We start from the raw sequence: 16,378 nt of genomic DNA, 5'->3' as shown, positions 1-16,378 counted from the left end.
TACTGTTCGGGCAGCGGGGGGGAAGGGAGGTCAATCCGGTTCCCTGAGCCGGTAGCCAACGCCGGTCTCCGTGGTGATATAGTGCGGCTGGTCCGGAATCTGTTCGACCTTTTGCCGCAGTTGCCGGACGTAGACGCGCAGATACTGCACATCCGCCGCCGGCCCCCATACCTGCTTTAGAAGAAACTGGTGTGTCAGCACCTTGCCGGCATGCTGGGCGAGCACGCGCAGGATGTCATATTCCTTCGGCGACAGTTTTATTTCCTGGCCGTCGACCTTGACGATGCGCTTGACGAGATCGATCGACAGCCCGCCGGTCTGGAAGATCGCCTTTTCGCCCTGTTGCTGCAGGCGGTGGCGCAGCGCCACGCGGATGCGGGCGCCGAGCTCGTTGATGCCGAAGGGCTTGGTGACGTAATCGTCGGCGCCGCTTTCCAGCGCCTTGACGATACCGGCCTCGTCGGTGCGGCTGGACAGAATGACCACCGGCATGGAAAGCCCTTCGTCGCGCCACGCCTGTAGCAGGTCATGGCCGGGGGTGTCGGGAAGGCCGAGGTCGAGCACGATGAGATCGGGCATGTCATCGGCGACCGACTGCCGGGCGGCGCTGGCGTTTGGCGCCTCACGCACCTCGTAGCCCTGCGCGGTCAGGCCGACGCGGAGCAGCTTGCGGATCGGAGGCTCGTCGTCGACGACGAGGATTTTAACGGCTGAACCGGTCATCGGAGTTCATCCAGTTTCGGAATGTCGTTGGGTTTCGGCAGGCGGATGGTGAAGACGGCGCCCGGACGGCCCGTCCGGTTGCCGGCGGTGATCGTGCCACCCATCGCCTCGATGAAGCCGCGGCAGATGGAAAGGCCAAGCCCGGTGCCGGCGCGCACCTGATCGCCCTTGCGCACGCGGTAGAAGGTATCGAAGACGCGGTTAAGATCGGCCGGCGGAATGCCTGGGCCTTCGTCCGAAATCTGCACGACGACGTTGTCGGCATCGGCCCAGCCCTCGATATGGATCACCGATCCCTCGGGCGCGTATTTCGCGGCATTGTCGAGCAGGTTGAAGATCACCTGCTCGAACAGGACAGGATCGACGCGCACCATCGGCAGGTCGGCGGGAATGTTCATCTCGGTCTTGTGGCCGTCGAGGATCTTGGCGGCACGGCGCAGCGCGCTGCCGACGATATCGCCGGCATAATGCAGCGCATAGTTCGGCTCCATCGCACCGGATTCGATCTTGGTCATGTCGAGCAGGTTGGCGATGAAGCGGTTGAGGCGTTCGGATTCGTCGACGACGGTCGACAGCAGGTCGCTGCGGTCCTCCTCCGGCATCGAGGCGAAATAGTCGCGCAGCGTGCCGGCGGCGCCGAGGATGGCGGCAAGCGGTGTCTTCAGGTCGTGCGAGATCGAAGTCAGTAGGGCCGAGCGCAGCCGGTCTGCTTCGGCCCCAAGTCTTGCCCGGTCGACATCAGCGACGAGCTGGACGCGTTCGATGGCAAGGGCCGCCTGGTCGGCCAGCGCATCGAGCAGCCGCTGCTGTTCGGGCGTCAGCAACGGTCCGTCGCGGCGGTCACTGTCGAGGCCGATGACACCAACGGCGGTGCGCCCGGTTCTCAGCGGCACATAGAGGCGCTTGGCGCCGGGCAGGGTGTCGGCGCCGCGGCCGGCGGCGTGATTGTGCTCCCAGGCCCAGCGGGCGGCAGCGATATCGGCATCGTCGAGCGTATCATCAGGCGGATAACCGGCCTTGACGGCGATGGTACCGTCTTCCGGCAGCAGTAGCACGACGCGGACCTTCAGCATCGAGGCGAGCTGGAAGGCGGTCGCCCAGAGCACGTCGTCGAGCGTGCCGGTGCCGGCGAGCTTTTTCGAGAAGAGATAGAGATCTTCCGTCGTCCGCGCCCGCTGGCGGGCAGCGGCGGCTTGGCGCTGGACGGTCGCGGTCAGGTTGCTGGCGATGATGGCGACGCCCAGGAAGAAGAAGAGCGCAAGCACGCTTTCCGGATCGCTGATCGTCAGCGTGTAGCGCGGCGGCAGGAAGAAGAAGTTGAAAGACAGCGCGCTGAGGATGCAGCTGTAAAGGGCCGGCCGCAGGCCGTGGAGGACGGCTGAGGTCAGCACGGCCATCAGGAAGACGAGGGCGAGGTTGCGTACGTCGAGCACCTGGTCGAGCACGACGCTGACGCCGAGCGCGATGGCAACATAAAAGGTTGCCAGCAGGTAGGCCCTGAAATCCAGTTGCGGCGCGGTGGCCGCCGCCCTGACGCCGCGCGCGGTAGTGCCGTCCTTCTCACTGCCTGAAATCACATGGACGCTGATCTCGCCGGTCTTGCGGATCAGCTCGTCGGTGATCGAGCGGCTCCACCAGTCGCGCCATGTCGGCTTCTTCGGGGCGCCGATGACGATATGGGTGACGTTGTTGGCGGTGGCGTGGCGGACAAGTTCTTCGGCGACTTCGCGGCCGGGAAGGGTGATCGCTTCGCCGCCGAGCTGCTCGGCAAGTCGCAGCGTGGCGGCGACGGTATCGCGCTCGGCTTCGTTCAGATTGATCGATCGGTTGGTCTCGATATAGACGGCAGCCCAGGGCGCGCGCAGCCGCGAGGCCATACGGGCAGCATAACGCACCAGCGAGGCGGAGCGCGGATGGTGGTCAACCGAGACGAGAACGCGTTCGCCCGCCGCCCAGGGGCCGGATATGGCATGGGCCTGCATATGCGTGAGCAACTGGTCGTCGACGCGCTGTGCGGTCTTACGCAGCGCAAGTTCTCTGAGCGCCGTCAGGTTGCCCGGGGTGAAGTAGTTGGTCAGCGCCCGCTCGGCCGTCCGCGGCATGTAGACCTTGCCGTCATGCAGGCGCTTGATCAGATCATCCGGCGTCAGGTCGATGATCTCGATGTCGTCAGCGAGGTCGATGATCGAGTCCGGCACTGTCTCGCGCACACGGATGCGGGTGATCTGCGAGACGACGTCGTTCAGGCTCTCGACATGCTGGATGTTCAGCGTCGTATAGACATCGATGCCGCGATCGAGCAATTCCTTGACGTCGAGATAGCGCTTCGGATGACGGCTGCCCTCGGCATTGGTATGGGCGAGTTCGTCGACCAGCACGAGATCAGGCCGGCGGGCGAGGATGCCGTCGAGATCCATTTCCTCGAGCGGCCGGCCCTTGTAGCTGATTTCGACGCGAGGGATGATCTCGAAGCCGGCAAGGAGCGCCTCGGTCTCCTTGCGGCCGTGGGTCTCGACGACGCCGATGACGACATCGAGACCGTCGGCGATCTTGGCACGGCCGGAGACGAGCATCTCGTAGGTCTTGCCGACGCCGGGCGCGGCACCCAGAAAGATCTTCAGACGGCCGCGTGTCTCCGCCCGGGCTTTTTCGAGAAGCGCATCGGGCGAGGGCCTGCCGGCCTGATCGCGATTGTCGTCTGGCATGCGTATGGTCTTTCTGCAGATGGCTGGCGAGGACGGGCTACATCACCCTATCCCTCGCCCCTGTGACGAGCGCAGGGATGAGGGAAGGAAAGGGGCGCCCAGCCTGCCAGGGTCACTGAGTCATAGAAGCATCAAGGCTCTGGTTCAACGCCAGAACATTGACTGTAGGTTCGCCGAGAATGCCGAGTTCGCGGCCTTGAACGGCACCGTCGACCAACGCCTTGACCTTGGCCTCGTCGATAGCACGCGCTTTGGCGACGCGCTGCACCTGGAAGTAAGCGGCCTCCGGGGAGATATGGGGATCGAGGCCGCTGCCCGAAGCGGTGACCAGGTCGGCGGGCACCTCCGCATTCGGGTTTGCCGCCTTGGCCGCGTCGTAGTCGCCCTTGACGCGGTCGATCAGCTTCTGGCTGGTCGGGCCGAGGTTCGAGCCGCTCGAGGCGGCCGCATTGTAGCCGTCGCCGGCGGCCGAGGGACGGCCGTGGAAATACTTGTCGCTGGTGAAGGCCTGGCCGATCAGCGTCGAGCCGATCACCTGGCCGTTCTTCTCGATCAGGCTGCCGTTCGCCTGAGCCGGGAAGAGGGCCTGGGCAGCACCCGTCATGGCGAGCGGATAAAGCAGGCCGGTGATGGCGGTGGTGGCGACGATCATGACGACCGCCGGACGAAGTTCTCTCAACATTGTCTTACTCCTTCGAGTGTTCAGACGGGATCCGTTAGGCGAGGCCGAGGGCGGCGACAGCCATGTCGATCGCCTTGATGCCGATGAAGGGAACGATGATGCCGCCGGCACCGTAGATCAGCAGGTTGCGCGACAGCAGCGCGCCGGCGCCGATCGGACGGTAGCGGACGCCCTTCAGCGACAGCGGGATCAGCGCGATGATGATCAGCGCGTTGAAGATGATTGCCGAGAGGATGGCGCTTTGCGGCGTCGAAAGCCCCATGACGTTCAGGACGCCGAGCTGCGGGTAAAAGGTCAGGAACATCGCCGGGATGATGGCGAAGTACTTGGCGATGTCGTTGGCGATCGAGAAGGTCGTCAGCGCGCCGCGCGTCATCAACAGCTGTTTGCCGATCTCGACGATCTCGATGAGCTTCGTCGGGTCGCTGTCGAGGTCGACCATGTTGCCGGCCTCGCGGGCAGCGACAGTGCCGGTGTTCATGGCGACGCCGACATCGGCCTGGGCGAGCGCCGGCGCATCGTTGGTGCCGTCGCCGCACATGGCGACGAGCTTGCCCTTCGACTGTTCCTCGCGCATCAGCGCCAGCTTCATCTCCGGCGTTGCCTGGGCGAGGAAGTCGTCGACACCGGCTTCGGCGGCGATGGCCGCTGCCGTCAGCGGGTTGTCGCCAGTGATCATCACGGTGCGGATGCCCATGCGGCGCAGCTCGGTGAAGCGTTCGCGGATGCCGCCCTTGACGATGTCCTTCAGCTGGATGACGCCAAGCAGCTTGCCGTCGCGGGCAACGGCGAGCGGCGTGCCGCCAGCCTTGGCGACCTCGTCTGATATCGACTGCAGTTCGCGCACGACCTCGCTGCCGTTTTTCGAGGATGCGTCGCCGTTGACATAGGCCAGCACGGCATCGACTGCGCCTTTGCGGATCGAAGCGCCTTCGAGATCGACGCCGCTCATGCGGGTCTGGGCGGTGAAGGGCACGAAGGTCGCCTTGAGGCTCGCCATGTCGCGGCCGCGAATCGCATATTTTTCCTTGGCGAGCACGACGATGGAGCGGCCTTCCGGGGTTTCGTCGGCAAGCGAGGCGAGCTGGGCGGCGTCGGCGAGATCCTGCTCGGAAACGCCGCGAACCGGGCGGAAGGTCGTCGCCTGACGATTGCCGAGGGTGATCGTGCCGGTCTTGTCGAGCAGCAGCGTATCGACGTCGCCGGCGGCTTCGACCGCACGGCCGGACATGGCGAGCACGTTGAAGCGGACGAGGCGGTCCATGCCGGCAATGCCGATCGCCGACAGCAGCGCACCGATCGTCGTCGGGATCAGCGTCACGAAGAGGGCGACGAGCACGATGATCGGGATCGAGCCGCCGGCATAGATGGCAAAGCTCGGGATCGTCGCGGTGGCGAGCACGAAGATCAACGTCATACCGGCAAGCAGGATGTTGAGCGCAATCTCGTTCGGAGTCTTCTGGCGTTCGGCACCTTCGACGAGCGCGATCATCCGGTCGAGGAAGGTTGAGCCGGCAGCGGCGGTGATGCGGACGCGGATCCAGTCGGACAGCACCTGCGTGCCGCCTGTTACCGCCGAGCGGTCGCCGCCGGATTCGCGGATGACCGGCGCGGATTCGCCTGTGATCGCCGCTTCGTTGACGGAGGCCACACCTTCGATGACTTCACCGTCCGACGGGATGATGTCGCCGGCCTCGACGAGCACGAGGTCGCCGACCTTGAGGCTGGTGCCCGGCACCATGCGGTAGCCGCTGCCATTATTGGCGGTGAGCAGCTTCGCCTGGGTTTCGGTGCGCGCCTTGCGCAGCGAATCCGCCTGCGCCTTGCCGCGACCTTCGGCAACGGCCTCGGCGAAATTGGCAAACAGCACGGTGAACCAGAGCCAAAGATTGATCTGGAACGAGAAGCCGAGGTTGCCGTTGCCCGCCACGAGATCGCGCAGGAAGAGGATGGTGGTCAGCACCGAGACCGTGGCCACGACGAACATGACCGGGTTTCTGGCGAGTGCCCGGGGGTTGAGCTTCTTGAAAGCGGCACCCACGGCCGGAATGAGGATGCGAGAATCCATGATGCTCGCGGATTTGGCCTGGCTCATAAGAGACTCCAGCTTTGAAACGAGGATGGCGAACCGGAAGCCGGTCAGCCCTGTAAGATTTTGCATATGGCGGCGATGACGAGGAGGCCCGCCATCATCACCAGGATGATGTCGGAGGCTTGGGGTCTCGGGCCATTCCCACGTCCCGGCGCGCCAGGACGTGAGTGGAAGGCGTTGCGAAGCCTGTGACGGAGGATCATGGCATAACCTCAAAAGGTCTGGCCGGCGATCATGACCAGGTGCTCGACGACGGGGCCAAGGGCCAACGCCGGGAAGAAGGTCAGGCCGCCGACGATCAGGATCGTGCCGACGAGCAGGCCGACGAAGAGCGGACCGTCCGTCGGGAAGGTGCCCGCCGAGGCCGGAACCGACTTCTTGGCGATCAGCGAACCGGCGATTGCAAGCGCCGGGATGATGACCAGAAAGCGGCCCATCAGCATACCGAGGCCAAGGGTTATGTTGTACCAAGGCGTATTGCCCGTCAGGCCGCCGAAAGCCGAGCCGTTGTTCGCTGCCGCTGATGTATAGGCATAGAGGATTTCGGAGAAGCCGTGCGGGCCGGCGGTCCCGACCGATGCAACCGCACTCGGAAGGACGCTTGCGATTGCGGTGAAGACCAGCATGGCGAGCGGCAGGCAGAGAATGGCGAGAACGGCCATCTTCATTTCCTTCGCCTCGATCTTCTTGCCGAGATATTCCGGCGTGCGGCCGACCATCAGGCCGGCGACGAAGACGGCGACGATGATGAAGAGCAGGATGCCGTAAAAGCCAGCGCCGACACCGCCGACAATGACTTCGCCGAGCTGCATGTTGATCAGCGGAACGAGGCCACCGAGTGCCGTGAAGCTGCCATGCATGGCATTGACCGCGCCGCAGGAGGCCGCCGTGGTGATGACCGCAAAGAGCGAGGATAGGGCGACGCCGAAGCGGACTTCCTTGCCTTCCATGTTGCCGCCGCCAAGACCGAAGGCATGCATCAGCGGATTGCCGGCGGCTTCCGCCCAATAGGTGACGATGACGCCGGCGACGAACAGGACGCCCATCGTGGCGAGGATCGCCCAGCCCTGGCGCTGATTGCCGACCATGCGGCCGAAGACGTTGGTCAGTGCCGCGCCGATCGCGAAGATCGACACCATCTGGATGAGGTTGGAGATCGCATCGGGGTTTTCGAACGGATGGGCGGAGTTGGCGTTGAAGAAGCCGCCGCCGTTGGTGCCAAGCATCTTGATGGCCAGCTGCGAGGCGACCGGGCCGACGGCGATCGTCTGCTGTGCGCCTTCGAGCGTCGTCGCATTGACGTAGGAGCCGAGCGTCTGCGGCACGCCGAGATAGACAAAGACCAGCGTCAGCACGATGCAGATCGGCAAGAGCACATAGAAAGTGGCCCTCGTCATATCGATCCAGAAATTGCCGATCGCCTTGCCTGAGGCGCGCGAGAAGGCGCGGATGAAGGCGAGCGCGATGGCAATGCCGGTCGCCGCCGAGACGAAGTTCTGGACGGTGAAACCGGCCATCTGCGTCAGATACGACATCGTGCTTTCGCCGCCGTAGTTCTGCCAGTTGGTGTTGCTGACGAAGCTGACGGCCGTGTTGAAGGAAAGCTCCGGCGGGATGGCCGCCATGCCGGCCGGATTATAGGGAAGACCGGCCTGCAGGCGCTGCAGCGCGTAAAGCACGATGACGCCGAGCAGGTTGAACATTAGCATGGCGAAGGCATAGGAGGTCCAATGCTGTTCCTCGCGTTCGCTGGTGCCGGCAATGCGGTAAAGTCCCCGTTCGATCGGAACGAGGACCGGTGACAGGAAAGTGCGCTCGCCGCTGAAGACACGCGTCATATAGCCGCCGAGCGGTTTGACGAGCACGAGGACGATCCCGCAGTAAAGCAGGATCTGAAGCCATCCGTTGAGGGTCATGGAGGTAAACTTTCAATACCCGGCTGCTTCTCGGTCGCGCATGCGCGACCTCAGAAGCGCCAGTTCTCTTTAAAAGCGTTCTGGGCGAAGGAGAGCGTAGGTGAGGTAAACGGTGAGAAACACGGTTACGGCACCGCTCAAGACATAATCGAGGGTCATCGTCGCTTCTCCTGTCAAAGCCTGTCGCAGGCTCGGGTGTAGGCAAAGCACAGCGCGAAGAATATGATCGCGGTGCCGAGTAGAATGATATCCATCATGATCGTGACTCCTGTTGTTCTTCTTGGAGTCAGACAAGACAAAGGGCGCTGGGAGGCCGCCTTTCATGCTTTCTGGCGTGGAGATGATCTTTTCGATCTCTCGGCATCAATATGGAGCCGAAGCGCATAAAGGTTCGAGACGGACGACGGGCCATCTATATAAAAATCTTATAAATGCCCTTCCGAGGCCGCTCGCCATCGGACCAGGCTGGCGCAGTTTCCCGACGGGCCGCAGCCGGTACTGAGCCTCGGAAGGTCTGAGTGAGCATTTTTTCATTTGTTGAGCAAAAGCCTTCGCAATCTGGTTGAATTGGGAAGGCTTCGGGCCTTATAGTCGCCTTCGACGCTGCCCGATGGAGTCATGGGCAAGCCATTAGGGAAGGAAACCGACGATGACCAAAGTCCGCGCGCTTGTCCTCGAGCGCCAGCATGAGCTTGCGCTTCGCGATATCGATCTGCCGCTTGAAACTAGCCCCGGCGAGGTGAAGATCAGGATCCACACCGTCGGCGTCTGCGGTTCGGACGTGCATTATTACACCCATGGCAAGATCGGCCCCTTCGTCGTCAACGCGCCGATGGTGCTCGGCCATGAGGCGGCGGGCACGGTGGTCGAGGTCGGCGCGGGCGTCACGCATCTGAAAGTCGGCGACCGCGTCTGCATGGAGCCCGGCATCCCCGATCCGAATTCCAAGGCAAGCCGGCTTGGCCTGTACAATATCGACCCGGCCGTGACCTTCTGGGCGACCCCGCCGATCCACGGCGTGCTGACGCCAGAGGTCGTGCATCCCGCCAATTACACCTTCAAGCTACCCGACAATGTCAGCTTTGCCGAAGGCGCCATGGTCGAGCCCTTCGCCGTCGGCATGCAGGCGGCTGCCAAGGCGAAGATCACGCCGGGCGACACTGCCGTCGTCCTCGGCGCCGGGCCGATCGGCACGATGGTGGCGATCGCGGCCCTTGCCGGCGGCTGCGCCCGCGCGATCGTCGCCGATCTCGCCCAGCCGAAGCTCGATATCGCCGCGCAGTACCAGGGTGTCATTCCGGTCAATATTCGCGAGAAGAACCTGGTCGAAGAGGTCGGCCGGCTGACCGACGGCTGGGGCGCCGATGTCGTCTTCGAATGCTCCGGTTCGCCGAAGGCCTGGGAGACGATCATGGCGCTGCCGCGCCCGGGTGGCGTCATTGTCGTCGTCGGCCTACCGGTCAACCCGATCGGCTTCGACGTCTCGACGGCATCCACCAAGGAAATCCGCATCGAGACGGTGTTCCGCTACGCGCACCAGTATGAGCGGTCGATCGCGCTGCTCGGCTCGGGTCGCGTCGATCTGAAGCCGCTGATATCAGAGACCTTCACATTCGAAGATTCGATCAAGGCGTTTGATCGCGCCGTCGAGGCGCGGCCCAGCGACGTGAAGCTGCAAATCGTGATGGGATAGGGCGCAACAGCGCTTCTATGAGTGCCTGGCGCTCAGTTTCATCCTGCGAAAGGCAAGAGCCGCGCCTGCAACGACAGCCGCGGCTCCGACTGCGATCAGCAGGTGGCGATGAAGCGGAAGGTGGCCCAACGTCTGTTGGATGCCGTGCCCGAACACGTAACCGAGCGCCGTGAAAAGCTGCCCCCACACCAGCGCGGCCACAGCATTCAGGATGATGAATTTACCGGTCGCTATGCGTGTTGTCCCGATGACGATCGGGCTGATTGTCCGCAACCCCACCAGAAAACGAAACGCAAGGATGAAGCCGGTCGGATATCTTTCCAGAAGTCGGGTTGCGCGCGCCAGCGCCGGTCTTTCCATCAGCCGGCGGACGAGACCCCATCGAGCCGCATAACGGCCGGCGAAGAACCAGAACTGATCGCCGGCGAAGGATCCTGCCGTTGCCGCTAGCGACGCCGACCAATAGGTCAGCAGCCCGCGGTGGGAAATGACGCCGCCGAGGAAGGCGGCTGTTTCGCCCTCGAAGGCTGCACCCAGAAATATCGCCAATAGTCCGTAGTGCTCGATCAGCAGTTCGATAGACACTCAGCTGTCCTCGGCCCGGGGTTTCGATAGCTAAACCGGCTTCAAATCCCCAAGCACCGTCGGGATCAGCTCCGACACCGTCGGATGGATCGGCACCGACCATTGCAATGCGGGATAGGTCGTTCCTGCATTCATCGCGTCTATGATGCCGTGGATCACCTCGTCACCTTCGATGCCCAGGATCGCCGCGCCGAGAATTTTTTTGGTCTCGGCGTCGGCGATCACCTTCATGAAGCCCTTGGTCTCGCCGCGCTCGTTGGCGCGGCCGACGCGGCTCATCGGCCGGGTCGAGATCATGATCTTGCGTCCCGAGGCGCGCGCCTGCTTTTCCGTCATGCCGACACGGCCGAGCGGCGGGTCGATATAAAGCGCATAGGCCAGGATGCGGCTCGAGAGCTTGCGATCGGCGCCGTCGAGAAGATTGGCGGCGGCGATCTCGAAATCATTGTAGGAGGTGTGGGTGAAGGCGCCGTGGCCGTTGCAATCGCCGAGCGCCCAGATGCCGTCGACATTGGTGGCAAGCCTGTCGTCGACGGTGATGTAGCCGTGCTTGTCGCTGATGACGCCGGCGGCATCGAGGCCGAGATCGTCTGTGTTCGGCTTGCGGCCGGTGGCGATCAGCACATGGCTCGCATCGATCCTCGCTGAATCGGTGGCGACCGTTATTCCGTCGCTGCTCCTGGCGAAGGCGATGTCGCTGACACCGGTATGAATGTCGATGCCCTCCGAGCGCAGGACATCGGCGATCGCGTCGGATATATCCTCGTCCTCGCGCGACGCGAGCTTCGGGCCATGCTCGATGACGCTGACTTCGGCGCCGAAGCGGCGATACATCTGCGCGAATTCCAGCCCGATATAACTGCCGCCGATCACAGCCAGATGCCGTGGCAGCGTGTCGAGATGGATGATCGAGGTGCTGGTGAGATAGTCGATATCGTTGATGCCGGGCAGGTCGGGGATGACGGGGCGCGCGCCGACGTTGAGGAAGATGCGCGGTGCGGTCAGCGTCTCGCCGTTGACGCTGACGGTCTTCGGGTCCTCGAAACGGGCATGGCCGTAGATCACGGTCATGCCGTCCATCCCGGCGAACCAGCCGATCAGGCCGTTGCGGGCATTCATGGTCACGGTTTCGGCACGGGCCCTGACCACCTTCATGTCGATGGCGATCTCGCCCGGAATATTGACGCCGTAAACGGCGCTATTTCTCGCGACATAGGCGGCGCGGGCGCTGGCGACAAGCGTCTTCGTCGGCATGCAGCCGGCATTGACGCAGGTGCCGCCGAGGAATTTGCGCTCGATCAGCGCCACCTTCATGCCCTTTTCGACCATGCGGGCGGCGAGGAAGGGGCCGGCCTGGCCGCCCCCGATGACGATGGCGTCGAAGCTCTTCATGACACGACCACGATCAGCAGCGCGCCGATGACGGCGACGGCATCTTCGATGAGAGCGGCCGGCAGATCCTTACCGAAGGAGGCGGCAAGCCTGCCGCGGACGGCGGCGCCACCATATGTGCCGATGACGGCGCCGATCACCCCGGCAATCAGCCCGCCGAAGAGCAGGCCGCTGGCGGCACCGATCGTGGCGCCGGCCAGCGCGCCCATGACGATGCGGGCGCCGAATTGCACCGGCACCTTGCGCGACGGCGTGGACGGCAGCTGGTCGGTGATCAGTTCGACTATGGCGAGAAGCGTGAAGATCCACGGCGTCCACTGGTAACCCATGAAGGCAAGCGGCGTCTGCGAGACATCGAACCAGCCGAGTGCTGCGCCCCAGGCGACGGCGGCCGGCGCGGTCATGGCGCGAAGCCCTGATATGACACCAATCAGCAATGCAAGAAGCAGAAACATGCATGATCCCCCTTTTTGCCGGCTCTTGCCGTCGTCAGGGAAGGTTGCACATTGTCAGGCGCGTGGCAATTCGTCGTGGTGCGCCAGCGGCCTTGAGGACGTGGGTGCGCGTCGATGCTTCGAAACGTAGTCGATGAACCGCAGCAGAAGGGGATTGCTGTCGGCGCTCCGCCAGCAAATTCCAACGGCCCACTTTGACGCCGAACCCGATAAGGGCTTTTGGTGCGTGCGATCGCCGAGCGCCTCAACGCCGTGCCACGGCAGGAATGCGGCCCCCAACCCGGCAGCAACAACGGCATGAACGGTCAAGATGTCGTCAGCGTGCTGGACGATGCGCGGCTTGAAGCGGGCCGATGTGCACCATTGGCTGATCTGCGCATCCAGTCCCGGCCCGCGCGATGACGAAAGGGCGACAAAGCCCAGACGGTTCAATGTCGACAATCGGTTCATGGGCGGAATCTCCATGCCGGAGGGAAGTACCAGCGCCAGCCGCTCCTCGATGACTGGCATGAAGGATAGCTCATCGGTCTCCTCAGGCGCCCGGCAAAAGCCGACATCGAGCCGGCCGCCAAGCAGTCGTTGGTGCTGCTCTCTTGATGGCAGGTCGTTAAGCGTAATCTGGCTATCGGGAGTCGTCACCCGGAAGGTCGCGACTATTTGGGGCGCGGTGATGAGCGCCGAGATGCCAAATCCGATGTCGAGCTGACCGGTCAGGCCGGCATTTGCACGATGCATCTTGACGTCGATTTCATCGCTCAGCCGCAAGAGCACGCGTGCTTCCTGCTGCAGCAGATTCCCCAGCGGCGTCAGCCTTGCTCCATGTCGGCCACGTTCAAATAGCGGTCCGCCGACCATCGCCTCCAACGCCTGAATTTGCTTGGACAGGGTCGACTGGGTGACGAACAACTTTGACGCGGCCTTGCCGTAATGGCCAGTGTCGGTCAGCTCGACAAAGGAGCGCAGCAACCTGATTTCCATTCAAAATCCGACTTATTTTCATCAAAAATGTCATTTTACGAAATAATGCTCGCATGTCAAATTGTTCAAGGCATCAGGAGCAATAGTCATGGCGTTCAAGGTTTCCTCCGTACAGTTTCAGCATCGGGCAAACGACAAAGCCTATAATCTTGGGCGCATCGAATCCCTCACACTGCAAGCCGTCCAGGCCGGCAGCCAACTTGTGGCCTTCCCTGAGATGTGCCTCTGCGGCTACTGGCACGTCCCGAAGCTGGACGGTGCAGCGCTGCACGCTCTTGCCGAGCCCTTGTCAGGCCCATCCGTCTCGTATGTTGCCCGGCTGGCGCGGGAGCATAGCATTGCCATCGGCGCCGGATTTCTGGAGCTCGCGGAAAACGGCGCCCTCTATAACTCCTACGCCGTGTGCATGCCGGACGGACAGGTTCATTGCCATCGCAAGCTGCATGCGTGGGAACATCGCCTCATCTCCAGCGGGGATAGTTTTACGGTCTTCGATACGCCTTGGGGAATCCGCGCAGGCATTTTGATCTGCTGGGACAACAACCTGATCGAAAACGCGCGGGCAACCGCCTTGTTGGGCGCGGAAATCCTGATCGCCCCCCATCAGGCGGGAGGAGGGGCGTCCGTCAGCCCAAATGGAATGAAGCGGATACCTGTCGAAAAATGGATCCGCCGCCATGAAGATCCTGAGGCTATTAAAGCCGAAATCAGAGGTCCCAATGGTCGCGAATGGTTTCTGCGTTGGCTGCCGTCTCGCGCGCATGACAATGGCATGTTTCTGGTATTCAGCAACGGCGTCGGTCAGGACGAGGATGAAGTGCGCACCGGCAACGCAATGATTCTCGACCCCTATGGCCGGATTCTGGTGGAGACCTGGCAGGCTGCCGACGCAATCGTCAGCACAGAACTCGATCTGGCATTGCTCGACAAATGTACGGGCCAACGCTGGATTCGTGGCCGTCGCCCGGAACTCTACGGCTGCTTGACAGAACCCAATCCGCACGGCTTGTCGCCGATGGAAGCACGTTTCTCCGATGCCCCGACCCGCAACCCTGCGCCCGCAGAAAAAACGTTATGAGCGGAGCTTCCTTGACGAGATACCCGGATTAGTTGGAGGTCCTATTGTAGATCTTGTCGCGTGGCCTTTTCCATCCTCGCTGCTCTGCCATCTGCTCTGCGCGCTTCCGGGCATTGAAAGGATCGATGTAGCCTTCAATCATGAACGTTCGGCCTTTCCACAAGAGGATGCCAGTCTTCTGTTCATCGTCCCAGTGAAATTCCATCGCGCGATTGTATATCATTCGAAACACGGTTTGCTGACACGGTCTAGAAGTGTGAGCTAATCGTGAAGCTTAAGAAGCGTCTTTGCAAGCCTATGGACGGTGTGGATCACGCATGACCGCCTTGGACAGAACCTAATTCGCAAAGGCGGCGATGCCGGTGATCGCCCGGCCGATGATCAACGCGTGGATGTCGTGTGTGCCCTCATAGGTGTTGACCACTTCGAGGTTGACGAGATGACGGGCGATGCCGAATTCGTCGGAGATGCCGTTACCGCCGAGCATGTCGCGGGCCGCCCGCGCAATCTCCAGCGCCTTGCCGCAGCTGTTGCGCTTGAGGATCGAGGTCAGCTCCACCGGCGGATGGCCTTCCTCCTTCATGCGGCCAAGTCGCAGGCAACCCTGAAGACCGAGCGAGATTTCCGCCGTCATGTCGGCGAGCTTCTTCTGGATCAGCTGGTTGGCAGCAAGCGGCCGTCTGAACTGCTTGCGCTCGAGCGTATATTGCCGTGCTCTCGCATAACAATCCTCGGCAGCACCGAGCGCGCCCCAGGCGATGCCGAAGCGGGCCGAGTTGAGGCAGGTGAACGGTCCCTTGAGGCCGGTCACATCGGGCAGAAGGTTTTCCTCAGGCACGAAGACCCCGTCCATCACCACTTCGCCGGTGATCGAGGCGCGCAGTCCCACCTTGCCGTGGATGGGGGGAGCCGAAAGCCCTTTCCAGCCCTTTTCGAGGATGAAGCCGCGGATGAGGCCATCCTCGGTCTTTGCCCAGACGACGAAGACATCGGCGATCGGCGCGTTGGAGATCCAGGTCTTCGAGCCGGTGAGGCTGTAGCCGCCGTCGACCTTCTTGGCGCGTGTCGCCATCGAGCCGGGGTCGGAGCCGTGATCCGGTTCGGTCAGGCCGAAGCAGCCGATCCATTCGCCGATGGCGAGTTTCGGCAGGTATTTCAGCTTCTGCGCCTCGGAGCCGAAGGTTTCAATCGGCACCATCACCAGCGAAGACTGGACGCTCATCATCGAACGATAGCCACTGTCGACCCGTTCGACTTCGCGGGCGATCAGGCCGTAGGCGACGTAACCGAGGCCGGCGCCGCCATAATCCGGCGAGATCGTCGGGCCGAGCAGGCCGAGTTCGCCCATTTCGCGAAAGATCTCGGGATCGGTCTTTTCATTGCGGAAGGCGTCGAGAACACGGGGAGCAAGCTTTTCCTGCGCATAGGCATGGGCGGTGTCCTGCACCATGCGCTCTTCGCTGGTCAGTTGCTCCACCAGCCGGAACGGATCGGCCCAGTCGAAAACCTCGCGCGTATGCTGCATGGCCGCGTCTCCTCATCCCGGTTCTGGCTTGCCTCGCTTAAGTTGGCCATAGACCCGCCAGCCGACCGCGTCAACAGAAGGCGGCAGTCTCGAAAAGACAGGGTGCGCCATCTTTTCAAAAGCGTCGGGATGATCCACTTTGCCCGCGATCGATTCTGGAACGAGGAGGCGGAAATGTCGTCAAGCGAGCTGTTCGTATCGGCCGAAGGCGCCGAATGGATCAATCCCGAGCCCGGCGTTGTCAGGCGCATCATGACCTATCTGCCCGAGATGATGATGGTGGAAGTGGCTTTCGAAAGCGGCGCCGTGGGTGCGGCCCATTCGCATCCGCACATCCAGGCCAGCTACGTCGCCGAAGGCAGTTTCGAAGTGACGATCGACGGCCGGACCGAGGTGCTCAAGCAGGGCGGCAGTTTCATCGTGCCCCCCAATCTGATCCACGGCGTTAAGGCGCTGGAAAAGGGCCGGCTGATCGATGCATTCACCCCGCACCGCGCCGAATTCCTGAAGTAACCAGAGCATGATGCCGAAAACTGTCAGCGGTTTTCGGACGA

The 16,378-nt window shown here is 62.6% G+C and carries 14 protein-coding genes; 3 read left to right on the top strand and 11 right to left on the bottom strand.

All coding sequences use genetic code 11. The features are described 5' to 3' along the window. Positions 1-30 precede the first annotated feature (30 nt). From AC1D2N_RS15035 to AC1D2N_RS15010, 6 genes are all read right to left on the bottom strand, one after another. A complete protein-coding gene (locus tag AC1D2N_RS15035) occupies positions 31-723 on the bottom strand; it encodes a response regulator transcription factor (RefSeq protein WP_018246504.1) in 693 nt (230 codons plus the stop codon). Then, positions 720-3,428, bottom strand: coding sequence for a sensor histidine kinase (locus AC1D2N_RS15030; RefSeq protein WP_018246505.1), 2,709 nt, complete (start codon positions 3,426-3,428; stop codon positions 720-722). Before AC1D2N_RS15030 ends, AC1D2N_RS15035 begins: the two co-directional genes overlap by 4 nt. Positions 3,429-3,540: 112 nt before the next feature. After that, a complete protein-coding gene (kdpC, locus tag AC1D2N_RS15025; RefSeq protein ID WP_130653932.1) occupies positions 3,541-4,110 on the bottom strand; it encodes a potassium-transporting ATPase subunit KdpC in 570 nt (189 codons plus the stop codon). A 34-nt stretch (positions 4,111-4,144) separates the two neighbouring features. Next, positions 4,145-6,205 carry a potassium-transporting ATPase subunit KdpB gene (gene kdpB, locus AC1D2N_RS15020; RefSeq protein ID WP_018246507.1) on the bottom strand — a complete coding sequence of 687 codons (2,061 nt, stop codon included), beginning with the start codon at positions 6,203-6,205 and terminating at the stop codon, positions 4,145-4,147. Positions 6,206-6,414: 209 nt separating this feature from the next. Next, positions 6,415-8,118, bottom strand: coding sequence for a potassium-transporting ATPase subunit KdpA (gene kdpA / locus AC1D2N_RS15015; protein WP_018246509.1), 1,704 nt, complete (start codon positions 8,116-8,118; stop codon positions 6,415-6,417). 69 nt (positions 8,119-8,187) lie between these two features. Continuing rightward, complete coding sequence (locus tag AC1D2N_RS15010) at positions 8,188-8,277, bottom strand: K(+)-transporting ATPase subunit F (protein WP_003547774.1); 90 nt, start codon at positions 8,275-8,277, stop codon at positions 8,188-8,190. 490 nt (positions 8,278-8,767) lie between these two features. On the opposite strand from AC1D2N_RS15010, the gene AC1D2N_RS15005 reads away from it, so the two are divergent. After that, positions 8,768-9,811: an NAD(P)-dependent alcohol dehydrogenase gene (locus tag AC1D2N_RS15005; protein WP_018246510.1), complete on the top strand. Its 1,044-nt coding sequence runs from the start codon at positions 8,768-8,770 to the stop codon at positions 9,809-9,811. 15 nt (positions 9,812-9,826) lie between these two features. On the opposite strand, the gene AC1D2N_RS15000 is transcribed toward AC1D2N_RS15005, so the two are convergent. Genes AC1D2N_RS15000 through AC1D2N_RS14985 form a run of 4 tightly spaced genes read right to left on the bottom strand, consistent with a single transcriptional unit; the run spans position 9,827 to position 13,221 of the window. Continuing rightward, the gene (locus tag AC1D2N_RS15000; RefSeq protein ID WP_018246511.1) at positions 9,827-10,396 is read right to left on the bottom strand and encodes a DedA family protein; all 570 of its coding nucleotides are present in this window, start codon (positions 10,394-10,396) and stop codon (positions 9,827-9,829) included. A gap of 30 nt (positions 10,397-10,426) precedes the next feature. Further along, positions 10,427-11,788 (bottom strand): FAD-containing oxidoreductase, encoded by a 1,362-nt coding sequence (locus AC1D2N_RS14995; protein WP_018246512.1) that lies wholly within the window; start codon positions 11,786-11,788, stop codon positions 10,427-10,429. Next, the gene (locus AC1D2N_RS14990) at positions 11,785-12,243 is read right to left on the bottom strand and encodes a DUF4126 family protein (RefSeq protein ID WP_018246513.1); all 459 of its coding nucleotides are present in this window, start codon (positions 12,241-12,243) and stop codon (positions 11,785-11,787) included. The genes AC1D2N_RS14995 and AC1D2N_RS14990 overlap by 4 nt, the downstream gene beginning before the upstream one ends. A gap of 54 nt (positions 12,244-12,297) precedes the next feature. Further along, positions 12,298-13,221, bottom strand: coding sequence for a LysR substrate-binding domain-containing protein (locus AC1D2N_RS14985; protein WP_018246514.1), 924 nt, complete (start codon positions 13,219-13,221; stop codon positions 12,298-12,300). 88 nt (positions 13,222-13,309) lie between these two features. Here AC1D2N_RS14985 and AC1D2N_RS14980 point away from each other — a divergent pair, with 88 nt between their 5' ends. Continuing rightward, positions 13,310-14,299 (top strand): nitrilase family protein, encoded by a 990-nt coding sequence (locus tag AC1D2N_RS14980; RefSeq protein WP_018246515.1) that lies wholly within the window; start codon positions 13,310-13,312, stop codon positions 14,297-14,299. Positions 14,300-14,636: 337 nt separating this feature from the next. On the opposite strand, the gene AC1D2N_RS14975 is transcribed toward AC1D2N_RS14980, so the two are convergent. Continuing rightward, positions 14,637-15,824 carry an acyl-CoA dehydrogenase gene (locus tag AC1D2N_RS14975; protein WP_018246517.1) on the bottom strand — a complete coding sequence of 396 codons (1,188 nt, stop codon included), beginning with the start codon at positions 15,822-15,824 and terminating at the stop codon, positions 14,637-14,639. Positions 15,825-15,998: 174 nt separating this feature from the next. On the opposite strand from AC1D2N_RS14975, the gene AC1D2N_RS14970 reads away from it, so the two are divergent. Further along, positions 15,999-16,337, top strand: a complete 339-nt coding sequence (locus AC1D2N_RS14970; protein WP_026188775.1) for a cupin domain-containing protein — start codon at positions 15,999-16,001, stop codon at positions 16,335-16,337. Positions 16,338-16,378: the final 41 nt, after the last annotated feature.

The organism is Rhizobium sp. P1_B8 (assembly GCF_056406515.1).
Note: the sequence above shows the minus strand (reverse complement) of the source record. Positions and strands in the feature narration are given on the sequence as shown.

What these genes read in the sequence shown, in the direction of transcription:
- AC1D2N_RS14990 (WP_018246513.1), bottom strand. Translation starts at nt 12,243, where the DNA reads ATGTTTCTGCTTCTTGCATTGCTGATTGGTGTCATATCAGGGCTTCGC.
- AC1D2N_RS14980 (WP_018246515.1), top strand. Translation starts at nt 13,310, where the DNA reads ATGGCGTTCAAGGTTTCCTCCGTACAGTTTCAGCATCGGGCAAACGAC.
- AC1D2N_RS15010 (WP_003547774.1), bottom strand. Translation starts at nt 8,277, where the DNA reads ATGACCCTCGATTATGTCTTGAGCGGTGCCGTAACCGTGTTTCTCACC.
- AC1D2N_RS15005 (WP_018246510.1), top strand. Translation starts at nt 8,768, where the DNA reads ATGACCAAAGTCCGCGCGCTTGTCCTCGAGCGCCAGCATGAGCTTGCG.
- AC1D2N_RS14970 (WP_026188775.1), top strand. Translation starts at nt 15,999, where the DNA reads ATGTCGTCAAGCGAGCTGTTCGTATCGGCCGAAGGCGCCGAATGGATC.
- kdpA (WP_018246509.1), bottom strand. Translation starts at nt 8,118, where the DNA reads ATGACCCTCAACGGATGGCTTCAGATCCTGCTTTACTGCGGGATCGTC.
- AC1D2N_RS15035 (WP_018246504.1), bottom strand. Translation starts at nt 723, where the DNA reads ATGACCGGTTCAGCCGTTAAAATCCTCGTCGTCGACGACGAGCCTCCG.
- kdpB (WP_018246507.1), bottom strand. Translation starts at nt 6,205, where the DNA reads ATGAGCCAGGCCAAATCCGCGAGCATCATGGATTCTCGCATCCTCATT.
- AC1D2N_RS14995 (WP_018246512.1), bottom strand. Translation starts at nt 11,788, where the DNA reads ATGAAGAGCTTCGACGCCATCGTCATCGGGGGCGGCCAGGCCGGCCCC.
- AC1D2N_RS14985 (WP_018246514.1), bottom strand. Translation starts at nt 13,221, where the DNA reads ATGGAAATCAGGTTGCTGCGCTCCTTTGTCGAGCTGACCGACACTGGC.
- AC1D2N_RS14975 (WP_018246517.1), bottom strand. Translation starts at nt 15,824, where the DNA reads ATGCAGCATACGCGCGAGGTTTTCGACTGGGCCGATCCGTTCCGGCTG.
- AC1D2N_RS15030 (WP_018246505.1), bottom strand. Translation starts at nt 3,428, where the DNA reads ATGCCAGACGACAATCGCGATCAGGCCGGCAGGCCCTCGCCCGATGCG.
- kdpC (WP_130653932.1), bottom strand. Translation starts at nt 4,110, where the DNA reads ATGTTGAGAGAACTTCGTCCGGCGGTCGTCATGATCGTCGCCACCACC.